Source organism: Lentisalinibacter orientalis (assembly GCF_040706535.1).
In the GTDB taxonomy this organism is placed as follows: domain Bacteria; phylum Pseudomonadota; class Gammaproteobacteria; order Steroidobacterales; family Woeseiaceae; genus Lentisalinibacter; species Lentisalinibacter orientalis.
In genome coordinates, this window is sequence record NZ_JAPDRJ010000001.1 from 617,296 (window position 1) to 637,125 (window position 19,830).

At 68.7% G+C, this 19,830-nt stretch carries 22 protein-coding genes; 6 read left to right on the plus strand and 16 right to left on the minus strand.

The window, feature by feature from the left end; translation table 11 throughout:
• Nucleotides 1–51: 51 nt before the first annotated feature.
• On the plus strand, nucleotides 52–606 hold the full coding sequence (locus tag ACJMK0_RS02675) for a hypothetical protein (RefSeq protein WP_405235261.1): 555 nt from the start codon (nucleotides 52–54) through the stop codon (nucleotides 604–606).
• A 52-nt stretch (nucleotides 607–658) separates the two neighbouring features.
• Here the strand turns inward: ACJMK0_RS02675 and modC are convergent, their stop codons facing one another.
• From modC to ACJMK0_RS02735, 12 genes are all read right to left on the minus strand, one after another.
• Nucleotides 659–1,738 carry a molybdenum ABC transporter ATP-binding protein gene (gene modC, locus ACJMK0_RS02680; RefSeq protein ID WP_405235262.1) on the minus strand — a complete coding sequence of 360 codons (1,080 nt, stop codon included), beginning with the start codon at nucleotides 1,736–1,738 and terminating at the stop codon, nucleotides 659–661.
• Nucleotides 1,738–2,418, minus strand: coding sequence for a molybdate ABC transporter permease subunit (modB, locus tag ACJMK0_RS02685; protein WP_405235263.1), 681 nt, complete (start codon nucleotides 2,416–2,418; stop codon nucleotides 1,738–1,740). The genes modC and modB overlap by 1 nt, the downstream gene beginning before the upstream one ends.
• A gap of 1 nt (nucleotide 2,419) precedes the next feature.
• Nucleotides 2,420–3,217, minus strand: a complete 798-nt coding sequence (gene modA, locus ACJMK0_RS02690; RefSeq protein WP_405235264.1) for a molybdate ABC transporter substrate-binding protein — start codon at nucleotides 3,215–3,217, stop codon at nucleotides 2,420–2,422.
• Nucleotides 3,218–3,281: 64 nt separating this feature from the next.
• The gene (locus ACJMK0_RS02695; RefSeq protein WP_405235265.1) at nucleotides 3,282–3,701 is read right to left on the minus strand and encodes a F0F1 ATP synthase subunit epsilon; all 420 of its coding nucleotides are present in this window, start codon (nucleotides 3,699–3,701) and stop codon (nucleotides 3,282–3,284) included.
• A 42-nt stretch (nucleotides 3,702–3,743) separates the two neighbouring features.
• Entirely contained in the window at nucleotides 3,744–5,123 is a 1,380-nt protein-coding gene (gene atpD / locus ACJMK0_RS02700) for a F0F1 ATP synthase subunit beta (RefSeq protein WP_405225457.1), read from the minus strand.
• Between the two features lie 87 nt (nucleotides 5,124–5,210).
• Nucleotides 5,211–6,083 carry a F0F1 ATP synthase subunit gamma gene (gene atpG / locus ACJMK0_RS02705; RefSeq protein ID WP_405225454.1) on the minus strand — a complete coding sequence of 291 codons (873 nt, stop codon included), beginning with the start codon at nucleotides 6,081–6,083 and terminating at the stop codon, nucleotides 5,211–5,213.
• A gap of 53 nt (nucleotides 6,084–6,136) precedes the next feature.
• The gene (gene atpA, locus ACJMK0_RS02710) at nucleotides 6,137–7,678 is read right to left on the minus strand and encodes a F0F1 ATP synthase subunit alpha (protein WP_405235266.1); all 1,542 of its coding nucleotides are present in this window, start codon (nucleotides 7,676–7,678) and stop codon (nucleotides 6,137–6,139) included.
• 12 nt (nucleotides 7,679–7,690) lie between these two features.
• Nucleotides 7,691–8,251 (minus strand): F0F1 ATP synthase subunit delta, encoded by a 561-nt coding sequence (locus ACJMK0_RS02715; RefSeq protein WP_405235267.1) that lies wholly within the window; start codon nucleotides 8,249–8,251, stop codon nucleotides 7,691–7,693.
• Nucleotides 8,252–8,260: 9 nt separating this feature from the next.
• Nucleotides 8,261–8,731, minus strand: a complete 471-nt coding sequence (locus ACJMK0_RS02720) for a F0F1 ATP synthase subunit B (RefSeq protein WP_405235268.1) — start codon at nucleotides 8,729–8,731, stop codon at nucleotides 8,261–8,263.
• Nucleotides 8,732–8,825: 94 nt separating this feature from the next.
• On the minus strand, nucleotides 8,826–9,092 hold the full coding sequence (gene atpE, locus ACJMK0_RS02725; protein ID WP_405225442.1) for a F0F1 ATP synthase subunit C: 267 nt from the start codon (nucleotides 9,090–9,092) through the stop codon (nucleotides 8,826–8,828).
• Between the two features lie 60 nt (nucleotides 9,093–9,152).
• Nucleotides 9,153–10,001, minus strand: a complete 849-nt coding sequence (gene atpB / locus ACJMK0_RS02730) for a F0F1 ATP synthase subunit A (RefSeq protein WP_405235269.1) — start codon at nucleotides 9,999–10,001, stop codon at nucleotides 9,153–9,155.
• An 8-nt stretch (nucleotides 10,002–10,009) separates the two neighbouring features.
• Entirely contained in the window at nucleotides 10,010–10,408 is a 399-nt protein-coding gene (locus ACJMK0_RS02735) for an ATP synthase subunit I (protein ID WP_405235270.1), read from the minus strand.
• A 287-nt stretch (nucleotides 10,409–10,695) separates the two neighbouring features.
• Between ACJMK0_RS02735 and ACJMK0_RS02740 the strand changes: the two genes are divergently transcribed.
• Nucleotides 10,696–11,511: an EAL domain-containing protein gene (locus ACJMK0_RS02740; RefSeq protein ID WP_405235271.1), complete on the plus strand. Its 816-nt coding sequence runs from the start codon at nucleotides 10,696–10,698 to the stop codon at nucleotides 11,509–11,511.
• Between the two features lie 66 nt (nucleotides 11,512–11,577).
• On the opposite strand, the gene ACJMK0_RS02745 is transcribed toward ACJMK0_RS02740, so the two are convergent.
• The 3 genes from ACJMK0_RS02745 to rsmG form a co-directional block, all read right to left on the minus strand.
• Nucleotides 11,578–12,525, minus strand: coding sequence for a ParB/RepB/Spo0J family partition protein (locus ACJMK0_RS02745; RefSeq protein ID WP_405235272.1), 948 nt, complete (start codon nucleotides 12,523–12,525; stop codon nucleotides 11,578–11,580).
• Between the two features lie 110 nt (nucleotides 12,526–12,635).
• Nucleotides 12,636–13,427 carry a ParA family protein gene (locus ACJMK0_RS02750; RefSeq protein WP_405235273.1) on the minus strand — a complete coding sequence of 264 codons (792 nt, stop codon included), beginning with the start codon at nucleotides 13,425–13,427 and terminating at the stop codon, nucleotides 12,636–12,638.
• A complete protein-coding gene (gene rsmG / locus ACJMK0_RS02755; protein ID WP_405235275.1) occupies nucleotides 13,424–14,104 on the minus strand; it encodes a 16S rRNA (guanine(527)-N(7))-methyltransferase RsmG in 681 nt (226 codons plus the stop codon). The genes ACJMK0_RS02750 and rsmG overlap by 4 nt, the downstream gene beginning before the upstream one ends.
• A gap of 170 nt (nucleotides 14,105–14,274) precedes the next feature.
• Between rsmG and ACJMK0_RS02760 the strand changes: the two genes are divergently transcribed.
• The 4 genes from ACJMK0_RS02760 to ACJMK0_RS02775 are packed head-to-tail and all read left to right on the plus strand — an operon-like array spanning nucleotide 14,275 to nucleotide 18,281.
• Nucleotides 14,275–14,694 carry a response regulator transcription factor gene (locus ACJMK0_RS02760; RefSeq protein ID WP_405235277.1) on the plus strand — a complete coding sequence of 140 codons (420 nt, stop codon included), beginning with the start codon at nucleotides 14,275–14,277 and terminating at the stop codon, nucleotides 14,692–14,694.
• Nucleotides 14,691–15,830 (plus strand): YaiO family outer membrane beta-barrel protein, encoded by a 1,140-nt coding sequence (locus ACJMK0_RS02765; RefSeq protein ID WP_405235279.1) that lies wholly within the window; start codon nucleotides 14,691–14,693, stop codon nucleotides 15,828–15,830. Before ACJMK0_RS02760 ends, ACJMK0_RS02765 begins: the two co-directional genes overlap by 4 nt.
• Complete coding sequence (locus ACJMK0_RS02770; RefSeq protein WP_405235281.1) at nucleotides 15,799–16,875, plus strand: HEAT repeat domain-containing protein; 1,077 nt, start codon at nucleotides 15,799–15,801, stop codon at nucleotides 16,873–16,875. The genes ACJMK0_RS02765 and ACJMK0_RS02770 overlap by 32 nt, the downstream gene beginning before the upstream one ends.
• The gene (locus ACJMK0_RS02775; protein ID WP_405235283.1) at nucleotides 16,872–18,281 is read left to right on the plus strand and encodes a glycosyltransferase family 2 protein; all 1,410 of its coding nucleotides are present in this window, start codon (nucleotides 16,872–16,874) and stop codon (nucleotides 18,279–18,281) included. Before ACJMK0_RS02770 ends, ACJMK0_RS02775 begins: the two co-directional genes overlap by 4 nt.
• Nucleotides 18,282–18,553: 272 nt before the next feature.
• Here the strand turns inward: ACJMK0_RS02775 and ACJMK0_RS02780 are convergent, their stop codons facing one another.
• Nucleotides 18,554–19,801, minus strand: coding sequence for an OmpA family protein (locus ACJMK0_RS02780; RefSeq protein WP_405235285.1), 1,248 nt, complete (start codon nucleotides 19,799–19,801; stop codon nucleotides 18,554–18,556).
• Between the last annotated feature and the right edge of the window lie 29 nt (nucleotides 19,802–19,830).

Below are 19,830 nucleotides of genomic sequence, written 5' to 3' on the forward strand. Positions count from 1 at the left end.
AGTTTGGCTGTGGCAGAATCCACGGACATCAATCCTCCCGGGAGGACGGACATGACCCGCAGCCCGAAAACCGGGGCCGCGCGCCGGCCCGGAGCCGCCGTGACGCTGGCCGTGTGCCTGGCGACGCTGGCCCTGGCCGCCTGCGACGGCCGCATCTACGTGCGCGACGGTGTCACCGACGGCGACACGTTCTACCTGCCGCCCCAGGTGCTCGTCGACGACAGCCCGGACCTGCAGAGCTGGGTGGCCTACAGCCTCGACCGCAGCACCTGCCAGCTCATGATCGGCGGGGACAACCCGGCCCGCAACCATTCCTGGGACTGCGAGCTGGGCGCCCGGCAGATACTCGTGGAGACCTGGCACGAGCAGAGCCGCATGAAGGACGCCCGGGACGCGTACCTGGACACGCTGGCGGCGGTGGCGGAGGCGGGCTATCTGGACGAGTACGTCTGGCACTACCACGCCCGGGACGACTGGCGCCGGCCGCCGGACCTGGAGCAGACCGCGTTCGAGCGCTGGCAGCGCCAGCGCCTGGCGGACCACCGGCCCCGCACCCGGATTGTGGGGTCCTGGAATTACGCCAGCGTGACCGGGTCGCTGCGCTAAGGGACCGGGGCCGCAGGACGATCCGGGGGGCGAGGCCCGGCTCCGGCGGCCGTCAGATCTCGAGGCGACGGTCGAACGCCACCGTCTTCACCAGCGCGTAGACGGCCAGGCCCGGCTCGAGCCCGAGCTCCCGCACCGCCAGCCGGGTGATGCGCGCCCTCACCATCGCGCCGCCGCAGTCCAGCCGCACCTCGGCGTAGGCGCCGGGCTCCTCCCGTATCTCCGCGATCCGCGCGGGCAGCTGATTGCGGATGGACACCCCCTCCATACGGCGCAGCGATACGGCGACGTCCCGGGCGCGCAGCCGCACCCGCACCCGCTCGCCCACGCCGGTGTGCATCGCGCCCGGCGTCCACAGCAGTCCGGCGCCGACATCCACCCCGGTGAGCGAGTACTCCTCGTCGTGACGGGTGACGTGGCCCTCCAGCAGGGAGCCGGCCTCGAAGTGGCCGGTGACGTCGGCGCCGAGCCGTTCCAGCATCGGCACGGTCGGCCCCTGGCCCGCCGTGCGGCCGTCGCGCAGGGCCACGAGGCGGTCGGCGATCTGGGCGATCTCCTCCACCAGGTGGCTCACGAACAGCACGGGCAGGCCGAAGCGCCGCGGCAGGTCGGCGATCATGGCCAGGATGGTGGCCTTGCGCTCCCGGTCCAGCGCCACCAGGGGCTCGTCCATCAGCAGCAGACGGGGGCGGGCCAGGAGTGCCCGGCCGATGGCCACCCGCTGGGTCTCTCCGCCGGAGAGGGTATCCACCCGGCGGTCGAGCAGCCCGGCGAGCCCGAGGGCCGCGATCACTTCGCCGCGGCGCACCGAGGGACCGCGCGGGTCCGCCCTGCGGGCCGCGTAGTCGAGATTACCGACCACGTCCAGGTGTTCGAACAGGCGGCCGTCCTGGAAGACCACGCCCACCGGCCGGCGATGGGCCGGCAGGAAGCGACGGCCGTCCTGCCAGACCACGCCGTCCGCCTCGATGCGGCCGGTGCCGGGCAGGAAGCCGGCCAGCGCCTGCAGCAGCGTGGTCTTGCCGGCGCCGCTGGGGCCGAACAGGGAGGTGATGCCTTCCAGTTCCAGCTCTTCTTCCACCCGCAGTTCGAAGCGGCCGCGGCGGGCATGCAGATCGAGGGCCAGGCGCATCAGGCCACCCGCGTGCGGTAGCGGCCGTTGGCGAGATACACCGACAGCAACACGACGAAGGAGAAGATCAGCAGCGCCGCGGCGAGGCGGTGGGCTGCGGCGTAGTCCAGCGTCTCCACGTGCTCGAAGATGGAGATGGACAGCACCCGAGTGCGACCGGGGATGTTGCCGCCCACCATCAGCATGACGCCGAACTCGCCGAGGGTGTGGGCGAAGGTGAGCACGGCAGCGGTCACGTAACCCCGCAGCGCCAGCGGCAGCGCCACCGAGAAGAAGGCGTCCAGCGGACTCGCCCGCAGGCTGGCCGCCGCCTCCAGACGCCGGCGTCCGACCGATTCGAAGGCGTTCTGCAGCGGCTGCACGGCGAAGGGCAGCGAGTGCAGGCAGGAGGCGATCACCAGGCCGGTGAAGGAGAAGCTCAGTGTGTCGCCGGTGAGTTTCACCCACCAGCTGCCGATGGGCCCGGCGGGGCCGAGCAGCACCAGCAGATAGAAGCCCATGACGGTGGGCGGCAGCACGAGCGGCATGGCCACCACGGCTTCGGCCACCCGGGCCCAGCGGCCGCGGGCGAAGGCCAGCCGCCAGGCCAGAGGGGTGGCGACGAGGATCAGCACCACGACCGTGGTGGCAGCCAGCAGTAGCGTGGTGCGCGCGGCGTCCCAGTCGGCCGGAGACAGCATGTCAGGGGATGCGGTAGCCGGAGCGGCGGATGGCCGCGCGGGCGTCGTCGCTGCGGAGAAATTCGAGGAAGGCCGCGGCGCCCGGGTTGCCGGCCCCGTGCGTCAGCAGGACGGCGGACTGGCGCAGCGGCGTGTACAGCGCCTGCGGCGGCTCCCAGTGGCTGCCGGCCGGCGCTCCATCCGCTACGACGGAGGAAAGCGCCACGAAACCGAGGTCGGCGGCACCGGAAGCCACCGCGGACCAGGCGCCGGCCACGCTCTGCGCGCGGGCGATACGGCCCTGCAGGGCCTCCCAGCGTCCCATCGCCGTCAGCACCTGCTGCGCCGCGGCGCCATAGGGCGCGGTACGAGGGTTGGCGATGGCGAGATGGTGGAACTCGCCGTCCAGGGCCTCGGGGCCGACGGGACGGTTCGGGTCGGCCGACCAGAGGATGAGGGTGCCGACGGCGTAGACGAAACCGCTGCCGGGCACCGCGTGGCCTTCCTCCAGCGCGCGCGCGGGCCGGGCCTCGTCGGCGGCCAGGAATACGTCGTACGGGGCGCCGTTCGCGATCTGCGCGTACAGGCTGCCGGTGGAGCCGGCGGCGAGTCGCAGTTCGTGGCCGCTCCGCTGTTCGAATTCGGGTTCCAGCTGCTGCAGCGTGGCGAGGAAGTTGGCGGCGACGGCCACGGTCACCTCCGCGGCCCGCGCGCCCGGGCCGGCGGGCAGGACGGCGCCCGCGACGACGAGGATCGTCAATACGGTATTCAGTGCCGTCGCCCGCAGCACGGCCGGTCGTTCTGTCGCGATGTGCTGCATGCGGGGGAGCCTCCGTGCAGAGGCATCCAATCTGCGCGGGCGCGCAGGCGGGGTCAAGCGGGGCTCAGCCGGACTTGCCCTTGAGCTTCTGGGCCGCACGGTAACGGGCCTCGGCCTCGGCCAGCTCCTGCTGCGCCTTGGCCAGATCGGTCTCCTCGGCGGCGCCTTCCAGCGCCTTCTCGGCGGCTTCCTTGGCCTGCAGGGCGGCGGCCTCGTCGAGCTGCTCGCCGCGCAGGGCCGTATCGGCCAGGATGGTGACCATGTGCGGCTGAATCTCGAGCACGCCGCCGGTGAGGTAGAAGTTGTGCTCGGCGCCTTCCTCGTCCTCCACCCGGCACATGCCCGGCTTCAGCGTCGTCAGCAGCGGCGCGTGGCGGGGGGCGATGCCCACCTCGCCCTCGGACGCCGGCGCGAAGACCATCGCGGCGGTGCCGGAATAGATCTCGCCTTCCGCGCTGACGATGTCGACTTTGATGCTTGGCATTGCTTGTTAGCCTCGTGTGCCAGTACAGCGATGCAGCGGCCGTTACTGCATCTTCTTGGCGTTCTCCACCGCTTCCTCGATGGTGCCGACCATGTAGAAGGCCTGCTCCGGGATGTGGTCGTACTCGCCGTCCACGATGCCCTGGAAGCCGCGGATGGTGTCCTTCAGCGTGACGTAGGTGCCGGGCGTGCCGGTGAAGGTCTCGGCCACGAAGAACGGCTGCGACAGGAAGCGCTGGATCTTGCGCGCCCGGTTCACGGTGAGCTTCTGCTCTTCCGAGAGTTCGTCCATGCCGAGGATGGCGATGATGTCCTGCAGCTCCTTGTAGGTCTGCAGCACGGCCTGCACCGAGCGGGCGCAGTCGTAGTGCTCCTGGCCGATCACGTTCGGGTCGAGCAGACGCGAGGTGGAGTCCAGCGGGTCCACGGCCGGGTAGATGCCCAGCTCGGCGATCTGGCGGGACAGCACCAGCGTGGCGTCCAGGTGGGCGAAGGTCGTGGCCGGCGACGGGTCGGTGAGGTCGTCGGCGGGCACGTACACGGCCTGGAACGAGGTGATGGATCCGGTCTTGGTGGAGGTGATGCGCTCCTGCAGCACGCCCATCTCCTCGGCCAGCGTCGGCTGGTAACCCACGGCGGAGGGCATGCGGCCCAGCAGCGCCGAGACCTCGGTGCCGGCCAGGGTGTAGCGGTAGATGTTGTCGATGAACATCAGCACGTCGCGGCCCTCGTCGCGGAAGTACTCCGCCATGGTGAGGCCGGTGAGCGCCACGCGCAGGCGGTTGCCCGGCGGCTCGTTCATCTGGCCGAACACGAGTGCCACCTTGTCGAGGACGCCCGCCTCCTTCATCTCGTAGTAGAAGTCGTTACCCTCCCGGGTACGTTCGCCGACGCCGGCGAACACGGACAGGCCGGAGTGCTGCTTGGCGATGTTGTTGATGAGCTCGAGCAGCGTCACCGTCTTGCCCACGCCGGCGCCGCCGAACAGACCCACCTTGCCGCCCTTGGCGATGGGCATGATGAGGTCGATGACCTTCACGCCGGTCTCCAGCAGCTGGGTGGCGGCCTCCTGGTCCTCGTAGGCCGGCGGCTTGCGGTGGATGGGCCAGAGCTCCTCGGTGGAGACCTCGCCCGCGTCGTCGATGGGCTTGCCGAGCACGTCCATGATGCGGCCGAGCGTGCCGGCGCCCACCGGCACCGAGATGGGCTGGCCGGTGTTCTTCACCGTCATGCCGCGCTGCAGGCCCTCGCTGGAGCCCATGGCGATCGTGCGGACCACGCCGTCGCCGAGCTGCTGCTGTACCTCCAGCGTCAGCCCGCCGTCTTCGAGTTCCAGCGCGTCGTAGATGTTCGGGATGGACTCCCGGGGGAATTCCACGTCTACGACAGCGCCGATGATCTGCACGGTCTTTCCGGTGCTCATGCGTATTTCCTCATCATTCGAATCGGGCCTGAAGGCCCTCCCACATTCTTTTGTCGGGCCTGAAGGCCCTCCTACATAAAAAAATTGTCAGCCGCTCACGGCTGCCGCGCCGCCCACGATCTCCGAGATCTCCTGGGTGATGGCGGCCTGGCGGGCCTTGTTGTACTGCAGCTGCAGGCTCTCGATGATGTCGCCGGCGTTGTCCGTGGCGGACTTCATGGCGATCATCTTCGCGGCCATCTCGCAGGCGAAGTTCTCCACCGCGCCGCGGTAGACCTGGGATTCGATGTAGCGCTGCAGCACGTCGTCCAGCAGTTCCGCCGGATCGGGCTCGTAGATGTAGTCCCAGTGCTGCTGCAGCTCTTCGTTGTCGCCCTCGATCTCGCTGACGGGCAGGATGGTCTTCACCTCCGGCTTCTGGCTCATCGTGCTGACGAACTCGTTGTGCACCAGGAACAGCCGGTCGATGCGGCCCTCGCTGTAGGCGTCCAGCATCACCTTGATGGAGCCGAGCAGGTCGTTGATCTGCGGCGAGTCGCCGAGGTGGCTGGCCGTGGCGACGACATTGCCGCCGACCCGGCGGAAGAACTGCACCGCCTTCGCGCCGATCAGGGCCAGGTCGAACTCGACCTCCTGCTCCTGCCACTGGCGCAGCTCCTGGATGACGCGCTTGAACATGTTCACGTTCAGGCCGCCGCAGAGGCCGCGGTCGGTGGAGATGACGATGAAGCCGACGCGGCGCGCCTCGCGCTGCTCGAGCCACGGGTGGCGGTAGTCCGGATTGGCCTGGGAGAGGTGGCCGACCACCCGGCGGATACGCTCGGCATACGGACGGGAGGCCTCCATCTGGGCCTGCGCCTTGCGGATCTTGCTCGCCGCGACCATTTCCATGGCGCTGGTGATCTTCTGCATGTTCTTTACGCTCTTGATCTTGGAGCGTATTTCCTTCTCGCCAGCCATATTGCTCTCTCGGGCTCTCTCTCGGGTTTCTCGGGGACGCTGTTACCCGGCGCTTACCAGGTGCCGGTCTCCTTGAACTCCTGCAAGACCTTCTTCAGTCCGTCCTGAATCTCGTCGTCGTAGGCGCCGGTGTCGTCGATCTTCGCGATCAGGTCTGCATGGCTCGCGTGGGCGAAGGCATGCAGGGCGGCCTCGAAGTCCACCACCTTGTCCACAGGGACGTCGTCGATATAACCCTCGTTGACCGCGTAGAGGGACAGGCCCATCTCGCCGACCGACAGGGGCGAGTACTGCTTCTGCTTCATCAGCTCCGTGACGCGCTGGCCGCGTGACAGCTGCTTGCGGGTGGTCTCGTCCAGATCCGAGGCGAACTGGGCGAAGGCCGCCAGCTCCCGGTACTGGGCCAGGGCCAGGCGCACACCGCCGCCGAGCTTCTTGATGATCTTGGTCTGGGCAGCGCCGCCCACGCGGGACACCGACAGGCCGGCGTTGATGGCCGGGCGGACGCCTGCGTTGAACAGATCCGACTCCAGGAAGATCTGGCCGTCGGTAATGGAGATCACGTTGGTGGGCACGAAGGCCGAGACGTCGCCGGCCTGGGTCTCGATGATCGGCAGCGCCGTCAGCGAGCCGGTCTTGCCCTTCACCTCGCCGTTGGTGGCGCGCTCGACGTAGTCCGCGTTCACGCGGGCCGCGCGCTCCAGCAAGCGGGAGTGCAGGTAGAAGACGTCGCCGGGGTAGGCTTCGCGGCCCGGCGGGCGGCGCAGCAGCAGCGACACCTGGCGATACGCCCAGGCCTGCTTGGTGAGATCGTCGTAGATGATCAGCGCGTCCTGGCCGCGGTCGCGGAAGTACTCGCCCATGGCGCAGCCGGCGTAGGGGGCGATGTACTGCATGGCGGCAGACTCGGCGGCGGTGGCCGCGACGACGATGGTGTGATCCATCGCGCCCTCTTCCTCGAGCTTGCGCACGACGCCGGCCACCGACGAAACCTTCTGGCCCACGGCGACGTAGATGCACTTTATGCCCTTGCCCTTCTGGTTGATGATCGTGTCGACCGCGATGGCAGTCTTGCCGGTCTGGCGGTCGCCGATGATCAGCTCGCGCTGGCCGCGGCCGATCGGCACCATGGAGTCGATGGCCTTCAGGCCGGTCTGCACCGGCTGGTCCACCGACTTCCTTTCGATGACGCCCGGGGCGATCTTCTCGATGGGCTCGAAACCGGACTCCTTGATGTCGCCCTTGCCGTCGATGGGACGGCCGAGCGAGTCGACGACGCGGCCGAGCAGCGCCTCGCCCACCGGCACCTCGAGGATGCGGCCGGTGGTCTTCACCGTGTCGCCTTCCGAGATGTGGGTGTAGTCACCCAGGATCACGGCGCCCACCGAGTCCTGCTCGAGGTTCAGCGCCAGGCCGAACGTGTCACCGGGGAACTCGAGCATCTCACCGTATTTCGCATCCGTGAGGCCGTAGATGCGGGTGATGCCGTCGTTCAGGCCGATGACCGTGCCGACGTCGCGCGCCTCGGCGGCGGACTCGAAATTCTGTATGCGCTCTTTAATCAGTTCACTGATTTCAGAAGCCTTGAGTGCCATGTCTCGTTCCTCTTAGCTGCCCAGTACGTTGGCGAGCTTCGTAAGCCGCGAACGTATCGAGCCATCAATGACAAAGTCGCCGGCGCGTATCACGGCACCGCCGATGAGTTCTTCGTCCACCGCCGTGGAGAGTGTCACCTCCCGGCCCAGTTTCTCCTCGAGCGCCTTGCGGATGCGCGCCGACAGCTCGTCGGTGAGCGGCGAGGCGGCGGTCACGGTCACCTCGATGGTGTTCTCCAGTTCCGCCTTCAGCTCGTCGAAGTGGCCGGCGATCTCCGGCAGCACCTCGATGCGGTCGTAATCCACCAGCAGCCGGAGCAGGTTCGTGCCCTTCGTCTCGCCGCCCGCGAGCATCTTCGCCCCGGGCACCTCGGCGAACAGGCCGGTCAGGAACTCGATCCGCTGCGTATCGGAATAGCGCGGGTCGTGCATCACCCCGGCCACGCGATCGTCGGCGGCGACGGTCGCCGCCACGCCGAGCGCGGAGGACCACTCGTCCAGCGTTCCGTCCTGTCGCGCCAGGTCGAACAGCGCGTCGGCGTAGGGTCTTGCCAGGGTGTGCTTGTCCGCCATCGTCTGCCCCTACAGCTGGGAGGCCAGCTTGTTCAGGATGTCTTCGTGGCTGGCGCTGTCGATCTCGCGCTGCAGGATCTTCTCGGCGCTGGCCACGGCAATGGCCGAGACCTGGCCGCGGAGTTCCTCCCGCGCCTTGTGGGTCTCCTGCTGGATCTCCGCGCGCGCGGCCGCCAGCTGACGCTCGCGCTCGCGCTCGCCCTCTGCCTTGCCTTCGGCGACGATCTGGTTGGCCCGCGCGTTCGCCTGATCCACGATCTCCTGGGCCCGTTCCCGAGCCTCACGCACGAGCTCGTCGACCTTCGCCTGGGCCGTCTCGAGACTCTGCTGACCGCGCTCGGCCGCCGCGAGGCCGTCGGCGATGGTCTTCTGCCGTTCCTCGATGGCGTTCATGAGGTGCGGCCAGATGAACTTCATGCAGAACCACACGAAGAACAGGAACGCGATGGACTGGCCGATCAGTGTCAGGTTGATATTCACCTGCGTATCTCCTCAATCTTTCCTGGGCATGCCGGCTGTGGGCCGCTGGTCATGCAGGCACTCGCCTGCACACGGCCCGGCAAAGGCCGGATGCTCAGCCGAGGGTCGCCTGCAGCTGACCGACGAAGGGATTCGCGAAGGCGAACAGGAGCGCGACGCCCACGCCGATCATCGCGACGGCGTCGAGCAGGGCGACCACCAGGAACATCTTCGTCTGCAGCATCGGTGCCAGTTCCGGCTGGCGGGCAGAGCTCTCGAGGAAGCGGCCGCCGAGCAGGCCCATGCCGATGGCGACGCCGATGGCGCCGAAGCCGATCATGATTGCCACCGCAATCGCCGTCATGCCAATTACAAAGTCCATCAGTTTCTCCGTCTCAGGATCAGGTCAGTTGAAAGGAACAGTTAAATCGTCAATACAGAATCAGTGGTGCTCGTGAGCAAGGCTCAGGTAAACGATCGTGAGCATCATGAAGATGAAGGCCTGCAGGATGATCACGAGGATATGGAACACCGCCCAGGCGAAGTGCAGCGGCAGCTGCCACAGCCCGACCAGCGCGATGAGGATGAATATCAGCTCGCCGGCGTAGAGGTTGCCGAAGAGTCGCAGCGAGAGCGAGAGCGGCTTGGCCAGCAGCGACACGCCCTCCAGAATGAAGTTGAACGCGATGATGAACGGCGCGGCGATGAGGCCCAGGCCCTTCGACGGCGGCTTGATCGGATGCAGCGTCAGCTCGCCGATGAACCCGCCGATGCCCTTGACCTTGATGCTGTAGAACACGATCAGGGCGAACACCGACAGCGACAGGCCGAAGGTCACGTTCACGTCGGTGGTGGGCACCACCTTCAGATACGGGATGCCGATCAGCTCGGCCGAGTACGGCAGCCAGTCCACCGGCACCAGGTCCATGAGGTTCATCAGGAAGACCCAGATGAATACGGTCAGGGCCAGTGGCGCGATCAGGTTGCTCTTGCCATGGAAGGCGTCCTTCACGGAGCCGTCCACGAAGTCGACGATGAGCTCGATGAAAGCCTGCAGCTTTCCGGGCACGCCGCTGGTGGCGGCGCTGGCCACCTTGCGGAACAGCCAGATGAAGGCGAGGCCGAGGATCACGGCGACCACGATGGAGTCGACGTTGATGGCCATGAAAGTGCCACCGCACTTGTTCCAGACCCACTCGTCGTCCACCCGGCACACCTGCAGGTTCTGCAGATGATGCGAGATGTATTCACTCGCGGTTCTGTCCGCCGGGGAGGTGCCTTCGCCTGCCATACCGCTCTCTATCCGTCAGAATGTGTCTTGCTCGCGCCGCCCTCGAGCACGGGCGCAATCAGAATCACCAGTTGTGCCAGTATGAATCCGGCGAGTACCGCGACATAGGAGAGCGGCCTCACCAGCGCAAAGACCACGCCGAACAGGAGCACGGTCAGTGCGAACTTGCCGATCTCGCCGAGCCACGCGCCGCGCATGAGCCCTTCGAGATCCGCTTTCAGAATCCGAGCGGCCAGGAACGCATTCGGCAGAATGCAGATCAGGCCGCCGATCAGCAGCGAATAGCCCGGGACCGTCCCGTAACCGATCCAGACCGCCGCGGTCAGGAACAGCGTCAGCCCTGTCTGTGCCAGCAGGATCTTCAGCACGAGGTGCCGAGGATCGCGACCACCGCCGGGGGCGCTCACGCGGAGCGGCCCTCGTTTCTGGATGACGCCGACAATAAAAACGCCACTAACCCCTGGGTATGTGGCGTGGACAGGTCTTTGGAAACGATCCTGTGCAAACCTGAGCATTATAGATAGCGTCCTGCTGCTGCGCAACATCGCCCGCCGGCCCCTGCCGGGGCGGCCCGGCGCGGCGCGGCGGTCTGCGAACTGGCGCACAGAACCCTCGCGCCGCGGCCGTATAGTCGATCCTCGACATTGAGTCTGCGGGGCCGAAGGACGCGCCGCAATGACCCCGGAGGTAATCAATGGCAGACACAGGCGGGACGCGAGGGCCCCGGATCACGGCGGAGGCGCTGGAGGCGGCGGTGGTCCGGCGCGAGTTCGTGGTGCAGTTCCAGCCCAAGGTGGAGCGGGTCGGCGAGACCGGCGAGTGGCGCACGACGGAGGCCGAGGCGCTGATCCGCTGGCGCCACCCGGAGCACGGCCTGCTGGGGCCCGGAGCTTTCCTGCCCGCCGCCGAACGACTGGGCCGCATCGCCGAGCTGGACGAGCTGGTGCTGAGGCACATGCTGAGGAACCTGCGCAAGTGGCGCGAGCGGGGCCTGGCGCTGAAGGGCTGCATCAACCTGGCGCCGGTGGCGCTCGCCGACCCGGCGCTGCCCTGGCGTTACGCCCAGATCGTCGAGCAGTACGGGCTCGTCTGCGGCGACGTCACGCTGGAGATCGCCGAATCGGCCGTGGTGGACCCGGATTTCGCCGGGCGGCGGGTGGTCTCGGCGCTCCGGCAGCAGGGTTTCCGCATCTCGCTGGACGACTTCGGCGCGGCGGCCTCCTCGCTGAAGGCGTTCGGCGCACTGGAGTTCGACGAGATCAAGATCGACGCCAGCATGCTGGCCCACGCCCGGGCCAACGAGATGTCCCGCAAAGCCCTGGCGGCCATCACCGGGCTGGCCCACAGCTCCGGCATCACGGTGTGCGCCGAGGGCGTGGAGGACGAGGAGACGCTGGCCTTCCTGCGCGAGATCCGCTGCGACAAGATGCAGGGCTTCCTGATCTCGGCGGCGGTCATGCCGGAGATCATCCGCAGCTGCTATCCGGCGGTGGCGGCGTCGGCCGCCTGAGAGTCAGCCCGGAGTCAGGCCCGGAGTCAGGCCCGGAGTCAGGCCCGAAAGAAGTCGGCCCCGGACTCAGCGAATGTGCTCGAGGATGCCCTCGAGCTCGTCGAGACTGTTGTAGCGGATCACCAGCCGGCCCTTGCCGCCGGCGGCGTGCTCGAGTTCCACCCGGGCACCGAGGCGCTCCGCCACTTCGGACTCCAGCCGGCGGATATCCGGGTCCACCGCCTTCTTCGACTTGCCCGCTGACGGCTTCTTCCCCGGCGCGTTGAGCTTCTGCACCAGCTGTTCCGTGGCCCGCACCGAGAGCTGGCCCTTCGCCACCCGCCGGGCGGCCTCCAGCTGCGCGGCCGGGTCGGTGAGCGCCAGCAGCGCGCGGGCGTGGCCCATCTCCAGCTGCCGGGCCTCCACCAGCTTCTTCACTTCCTCGCCGAGCTCCAGCAGCCGCAGCAGGTTGCTCACCGCGGCGCGGGAGCGGCCCACAGCCTCGGCGGCCTGCTGGTGGGTCATGTCGAATTCGGCGATCAGGCGCGACAGCGCCATGGCCTCTTCCAGCGGATTGAGGTCCTCGCGCTGGATGTTCTCGATGAGGGCCATGGCCACGGCCGCCTCGTCCGGGATCTGCCGGACCACGGCCGGGATGGTGTCCAGGCCGGCGAGCTGGGCCGCACGCCAGCGCCTTTCGCCGGCCACGATCTCGTAGCGGGTCTCGCCGCGGCCGCCGCCGGTGGAAGCCCCCGTCGTACCCCCCGTCGTATCCCCCGTCGTATCCAGGGGCCGCACCACGATCGGCTGCACCACCCCCTGGGCACGGATGGAATCGGCCAGATCCTCCAGCGACTCCTGGCGCATGTCGGTGCGCGGCTGGTAGCGGCCGCGCTGCAGGAGATCCACCGGCACCTCGCGCAGCGTGTCGGATTCGCCGGCGGCCGGCCGCTCGCCGCTCTCGGCGGCACGCGCGGACGACTGGGACAGCAGCGCATCCAGTCCTCGTCCCAGCCTCTTCTTCTTGGTCACCATGTGGGGTCTCGCGGATTCTCTCGTCTCGCCTGCCGCGGCCGCGGCGCCGCCCTCGCGCCCGCGGGGCGGGGAGCGGAATTGTAGCAGGTTCGCCCGCGGCCGCCGTCGCGTCAGGCCGTGCGCACCCGCGGTATCGGCTCGCCCTCCCGGCGCAGGATCTCGCCGGCCAGCGCCAGGTACGCCAGCGCGCCCCGGGAGTACTTGTCGTGGTAGAGCACGGGCAGTCCGTAGCTCGGCGCCTCGGCCAGGCGCACGTTGCGCGGGATCACGGTGCGGTAGACCTTGTCGCCGAAATGCTCGATGAGCTGGGCCGAGACCTCGTTGGCCAGGTTGTTGCGCGGGTCGAACATGGTGCGCAGCAGCCCGTGCATCTCCAGCCGGGAGTTCACGCTGTCACGGATCTGCTCGACCGTGTTCAGCAGGGCGCTCAGGCCCTCCAGCGCGTAGTACTCGCACTGCATGGGGATCAGCACGCCGTCGGCGGCGGTCAGCGCGTTGATGGTGAGCATGTTGATCGACGGCGGGCAGTCGATCAGCACGAAGTCGTAGAGCCCGGCCACGGGTTCCAGCGCCTTCGCGAGCTTCATCTCCCGGCCGATCTCCTGCAGCAGCTGCACCTCGGCCAGGGTGAGGTCCTCGTTGCCGGGCAGCAGCGCGAAGTTGCCGGTGGGGACGGAGACGATGGTGTCCGCGGCGCTCGCCTCGCCCAGCAGCACGTCGCAGGTGCTGGCCTCCAGCTCCATCTTGTTGACGCCGCAGCCCATGGTGGCGTTGCCCTGGGGGTCCATGTCCACCAGCAGCACGCGCCGATGGGTGGCCGCCAGCGAGGCCGCCAGATTCACGGCCGTGGTCGTCTTGCCGACGCCGCCCTTCTGATTCGCTACCGCGATGATTCTCGTCATGCCGCCTTCTCAGTTCTTCTCAGGCTGACCACGTGCCGGGTCTTGGCGAGACCGGGCACCGTCACCGGTTCCGATTCCGCCGCCCAGCCCGGCGGCAACGCGCCCAGTTCGCCGTCGGGCGAGAGGCCCTTCTGCGCCAGGAGCTTGCCGTGTCCGGTGATGAGGTGGGCGCTCGACTCGACGAACCGTGGCAGCGGCGCGAACGCTCTGCAAAGCACGGTATCAAAGCCGGCCTCCGGCGCATAGTCTTCCACGCGGGCCTGGACCACCTCCACGTTGGCGAGCCCGAGCTCCGCTACCGCGTGGCGCACGAAGCGCAGCTTCTTGCCACTGGCGTCCAGCAGCGTGAACCGGCGCGCGGGCTCCGCTATCGCCAGCACCAGCCCGGGCAGCCCCGCGCCGGTGCCCACGTCGGCGATGCGCTGGCCGTCCAGCCAGGGACGGATGCTGAGCGCATCGAGCACGTGCTCGGTCACCATGTCCCCGGGCCGGCGCACGGCGGTGAGGTTGTAGGCCCGCGACCACTTCGCCAGCAGGAGCAGCAGCCGGGCGAGCCTTGCGGCCGCCGCCGCCGGCAGCGCCTGGCCGAGGGCGGCCGCGCCGCGACTGATTGCCTCTTCGAGTTCGGCCTGTTGCGGTTTCGCCGCTGCCGGCCCGGTCGCCTTTTTCTCCGCCATAGTCCCTTCGCACCAACCGTGGGGGGCGGGGATTATAGCGGCTGGCGGGCCGGGGCGGCGGCCCGCGTGGCGCGCGGCGGAAAGGCGTTCTGCGACACAGATCACGCCGTAAAAACCCACGATGCCTACACTTCCCACATTGATTATGTGAAACCCTCCTGCAGGCCGCCTTGAGCAAGAATCCCGAGCCCAGTGTCCGACCGGCGCGTCGTGTCCTCGTGGTCGAGGACAACGAGCACACCGCCTATATGCTCGAATTCCTGCTGCACCGCTCGGGCTACGAGGTACTGGTGGCGCCGAACGGGCGCGACGCCCAGGAGGTCATGCGCAACGTGCCGCCGGTGGACGTGATCGTGCTGGACCTGATGCTGCCTTACGTCTCCGGCTACCAGATCATCCTGGATGCCCGCGAGGACCCCGACTGGCGGGACGTCCCCATCCTCGTGCTCTCGGGCAAGGTGCTGGAGATGGACGTGACCCGGGCGCTGGACCAGGGCGCGAACGATTACGTCACCAAACCGTTCCGGCCCCAGGAGCTGCTGGCCCGCATCCGGCGGCTGATCGCCACCCGCGAGAGGCTGACGGCATGAGCCGGGCCATCCTGCGCATGGTCCGGGTGGGGCTGCTGGCCGTGCTGGCCGCGGCCGGACCCGCAGCGGCCGCCAGTGCCGACCCGGCCAGCGTCGCCGACGCCGCCATCGACGAGCGGGACTGGCCCGCGGCCCGCGCGTTGCTGCGGGACGCGCTGGCCGAGCACCCGGGCGACCCCGCGCTGCGCTTCCGCCTCGCCCAGGTGCTGCGCTGGTCGGGAGACCCGGAAGGCGCGCTGCGCGAATACGACGCCCTGCTGGACGCCTATCCCGACAACGTCGACTACGTGTACGGCCGCGCACTGGCGCTGGAGCAGCTCGGGCGCGATGCCGAGGCCCAGGAGGCCGTGCGGCGGGCGGTCCGGCTGGCGCCGGAGTACGAGGCGGTGCGGCGGCTGGAGCAGCGACTCGCAGAGGACGATAACCCGGGCGCCGCGGACGCGGCGACGGGTTACTTCCTGACCGCGGGCGCGGGCTACGACGATCTCACCAACGGTCTGCCGGGCTGGCAGCAGCAGTTCCTGCGACTGGACGGCGAGACCGCCGCAAGCGGCGACTATCACGTGAGCCTTGGCCACTACGAACGCTACGACCGCTCGGACACCGAGCTCGGCCTGGGTGGCGTATGGCAGGCCGGCGAGGACTGGACGCTGCAGGCCGAGCTGGCGCTGGGCGGCGACGCCGACTTCCTGCCGGATACCGGGTACTACGGCCGCGTGCTGAGAACGCTCGGCGACGGCTGGAACGCGGCCGGCGCTTTCCGCCATCGCCGCTACGAGACGACGACCGTGAGCACCTGGTCCGCCGAGGCGGAGCGCTACTTCGGCGACTACCGGGCCGCCTACACCCTGAACGCCTCGCGGCTGCACGGGGCCACCACCTCGCTGTCCCACGTCGTGTCGCTCGGCTGGTACCCGCGGGCGGGGCTGTCGTTCGGGCTGGTGGCCGCGACGGGCGAGGAGGCCGAGGTCATCGCCCCCGGACAGATCCTGGAGACGGACGTCGACAGCCTCACGCTGACCGGCCGCCACGCCCTCACGCCGAGGATCACGCTCGACTGGTGGCTCGGCACCCATGCGCAGGGAGACATCTACCGGAGGCGCTATGCTGGCCTGGCTGTTCGATACGGCCTATGACACCGAGGTCAGGGCGGCGCTGTGGTCCACGGTGGCGGCCGCCGTCGCCACGGTCGTGCTGTTCGTGTACACGCTCGGCCTGCGCTTCGCGACGGTCACGGGCGCCCGTCGTCGGCGCCACCTCGTGTCGCGCTGGCGCGGCATCTTCGCCAACGCGATACTCTCCCGCCGGAACGCCGAGAACGAGCTTCTGCCCCGGGTGCGGCGTTATCAGCGCACCGATCTGCTCGAGGAGTGGAACCGGGCCCGGGACACCGTCGAGGGCAGCGCGGCGGATAATCTGATCATCCTTGCGGACCGGCTGGGCTTCGCCCGCATCGCCCGGGAGCTCCTGCGCAGCCGCAGGCTCAGCGCCCGCCTGCTCGGCGTGCAGACCCTCGGGCATCTGCGCGACGCGGACAGCTGGGGCGCGATCGCCGCGCTGGTGGCGAGCCCCAACACGGCCCTGTCCGTCACCGCCGCCGTGGCGCTGGCGGAGATCGACCCGGCACGGGCCGTGGAGTTGCTCGTGCCGATGATTCCGCAACGCCGTGACTGGCCGCGCACGCGGGTGTCGCGGATCCTGCGCAAGGCCGGCAGCGAACTGGTCAGCGAACCGCTGTACCGGGCGATCCGCTCCGGCGACGAGGACGAGAAGATCTACCTGCTGCAGTTCGGCCCGCTGGCCGAAGCCGAGATCGTGGACGCCCTGTGCGACGAACTGATCCGCACCACCAATCATCCCGGCGTGCTGACGGCGGCGCTGAAGCAGGTGAGCGGCCATGCGGGCGTGCCGCGGCTGCCGAGCCTCGCGCGGCACGAGGCCTGGTACGTGCGCATGCAGGTGGCCAAGGTGCTGGGGCGCGTGGGCCAGATGGAGCACGTCTCGCTGCTCGCCTCGCTGCTGGACGATCCGGAGTGGTGGGTGCGCTACCGCGCCGCGCAGGCTCTGGTGCGTCTGCCGTTCCTGGGCCCGAACGCGCTGCGCGACCTGCGCGAGCGTCAGGCCGACCGCTATGCCCGGGACATGCTGGAGCAGGCCATGGCCGAGCGGGGCCTGGCATGACCGTCGCCGACGTCGTCCTGGGTGCCCAGTGGATCTTCCTGGTCTACTTCGTGGGCATCAACGTGGGCTACCTGGCCCAGAACGTCATCGCGACGATGGGCATCCGCCGCTACCTGCAGACGGCGGACCAGTTCGAGGCGGAGGGCGTCTTCTCCGCCCTCGACATCCCCATCAGCGTGGTGGTGCCTGCCTACAACGAGTCGGCCTCCATCATCACCTCGGTGAAGGCGCTGCTGCAGCTGGAGTATCCGGACTTCGAGCTGGTGGTGGTGAACGACGGCTCCAGCGACGACACGCTGGAGAAGCTCATCGAGGGCTTCGGCCTGCAGCCGTTCCCGGAGGCCTACCGCGCGCGCATCGACTGCCAGCCGGTGCGGAGCATCTACCGCTCGGCGCGCTACCGCAACCTCCGGGTGGTGGACAAGGAGAACGGTGGCAGCAAGGCCGACGCCATCAACGCCGGCGTCAACGCCTGCCGCTATCCGCTGGTGTGCGTCGTCGACGCCGACTCCATCCTGCAGACCGACAGCCTGCGCCGAGTGGTGCGCCCGTTCCTGGAGGACTCGCGGACGGTGGCCGTGGGCGGCACGGTGCGCATCGCCAACGGCTGCACCGTGCGCCAGGGCTTCCTGGAGAAGGTGGGCCTGCCGCGCAATCCGCTGGCGCTGGTCCAGGTGGTGGAATACCTGCGCGCGTTCCTGTTCGGCCGCATGGGCTGGTCGCCGCTGAACGCGCTGCTGATCGTCTCGGGCGCCTTCGGCGTCTTCCACAAGGAGACCCTGGTGGAAGCGGGCGGCTTCAACCCGAAGGCCGTGGGCGAGGACATGGAGATCATCGTGCGGCTGCACCGCCTGATGAAGGAGAAGCGCCGGCCCTACCGCATCACCTTCATCCCCGACCCGGTGTGCTGGACCGACGCGCCGGAGACGCTGAAGGATCTCAAGAGCCAGCGGGTGCGCTGGCAGCATGGCCTCGGCCAGTGCCTGTTCCTGAACCGCTCGCTGATCTTCAACCCGCGCGGCGGCGCCGTGTCCTGGCTCGCGATCCCCTTCTACCTGATCTTCGAGCTGTTCGGCCCCATCATCGAGGTGACCGGCTACGCATTCATCATCATCAGCGCGTTAATGGGCTGGCTGGCCTGGCCAGAGGCCGCCATCTTCCTGGCGCTGGCCATCGGGCTGGGCATTCTGCTGTCCACCAGCGCCATCATGCTGGAGGAACTCTCCTTCCACATGTACCCGCGCACCCGGGACCTGCTGCTGCTGTACCTGGTGGCCGTGCTGGAGAACTTCGGCTACCGCCAGCTGAACGCCCTATGGCGGCTGCAGGGCCTGTTCCGCTGGTGGCGCGGCGGCCAGCACAAGTGGGAGACGATCACCCGCAGCACGAGCCTGGCAGACGGCTAACTCGTTCTATTGTGGCCGCCCTGCGGGGGTATCCATCTTGCTCCCGACAAAAGGTCGCGGCGATGGATATCCCCGCATGACGGCCATGCTCGCGGTCGCGTGCAGGAGCTGCCAGTCAGATGCGGTAACTAATGGGTGCCAGACCTCACGGCTACGGGCCCGTCAGCGGCTGGGGCGGGCCTACACCAAGAGAATCCCATCGGGCCTGAAGGCCCTCCTACAGCGGGGGTGGGCGGGCGAGCCTCGGGCCCGCCCGCCACCCATTGTCACCCTCAGCGGTCGAGAATCCGCAGCTCCACGCGGCGGTTCTCGGCGCGGCCCGCTGCCGTCGCGTTGTCCGCGATGGGCTGGGACTCGCCGTAGCCGCGATAGCTCAGCATGTCCTCGTCCACGCCGCGGCCGATCAGGTAGTCCATCACCGTGCGCGCGCGGCGCTCGGACAGGCCCTGGTTGTATGCCGCCGCGCCCTGGCTGTCGGTGTGGCCGGCGACCTCCACCTCGAGACCCGGGTTGCGCTTCAGCGTCTCGGCCGCGTCGTCGAGCACGTTCTCGGCGCCCGGCCGCAGCCGGTCGGAATTCAGCTCGAACTGGACTCCCTGCAGCCGAATGACGTCTTTGATCTCGCAGCCGCGGGTGTCCACCGGCACGCCGGCTGCGGTGTTCGGGCACTCGTCGAGGCGGTCGACCACGCCGTCGCCGTCGGAATCGAGTTCGCAGCCGACCTCGTCCACGGGGGCGCCTGCCGGCGTGCCCGGGCACTGGTCGCGGCTGTCGACGACGCCGTCGCCGTCGCTGTCCCGCTCGCAGCCGCGCGCGTCGACGGCGGCACCGGGGGTGGTGTTCGGGCATTCGTCGACACTGTCCACCACGCCGTCGCCGTCGGAGTCGAGCTCGCAGCCGAACCGGTCGACGGGCGTGCCGATGGGCGTGCCGGGGCAGCGATCGGCATCGTCGGGGACGCCGTCGCCGTCGGTATCCACCACGCGGGGCTTGCCGCCGGCCAGCGGGAACTGGATGCCGAGGGTGGCGATCTGGTCCTCGAACTCGTAGCCGGCCAGCTCGGTGCGGTAGCGCCATTCGGCCCGCAGCGTGGCGGGCGTGTTGCCCAGGTCCAGCATGAAGCCGGCGCCGATGCTGGAGGCCGCCTCGTTGTTGCTGCCGCCCAGGGGCTCATCCGTATCGGTCTGGCTGATGCCCGCCAGCAGGTAGGGCGAGAATATGCCCTCGCGGTTGAACACGCCGAGCAGGTTGGCGCCGACCTCGTACTGATCGAAGTCCTGCGCGCCGTCGAGCTGGCCCACGTTGATGAAGCCCTCGATGTTGAAGAACCGGTTCAAGGCATAGCCGATGGCCAGCTGGCCGCCGATGACGCCGTCGTCGACGTTGCGGGCGGCGTCGTCGTCCATGTAGACGATGGACGGCGTGATATAGACCTCACCGACGTTGTCTCCGGCCAGCGCCTGGGCGGTGCCGAAGAGAGCGATGAATGTGGCGGTAAAGACTGCGATGGTCCTGCTCATTAGGATTCTCCCTGAATACTCGAAGCAGT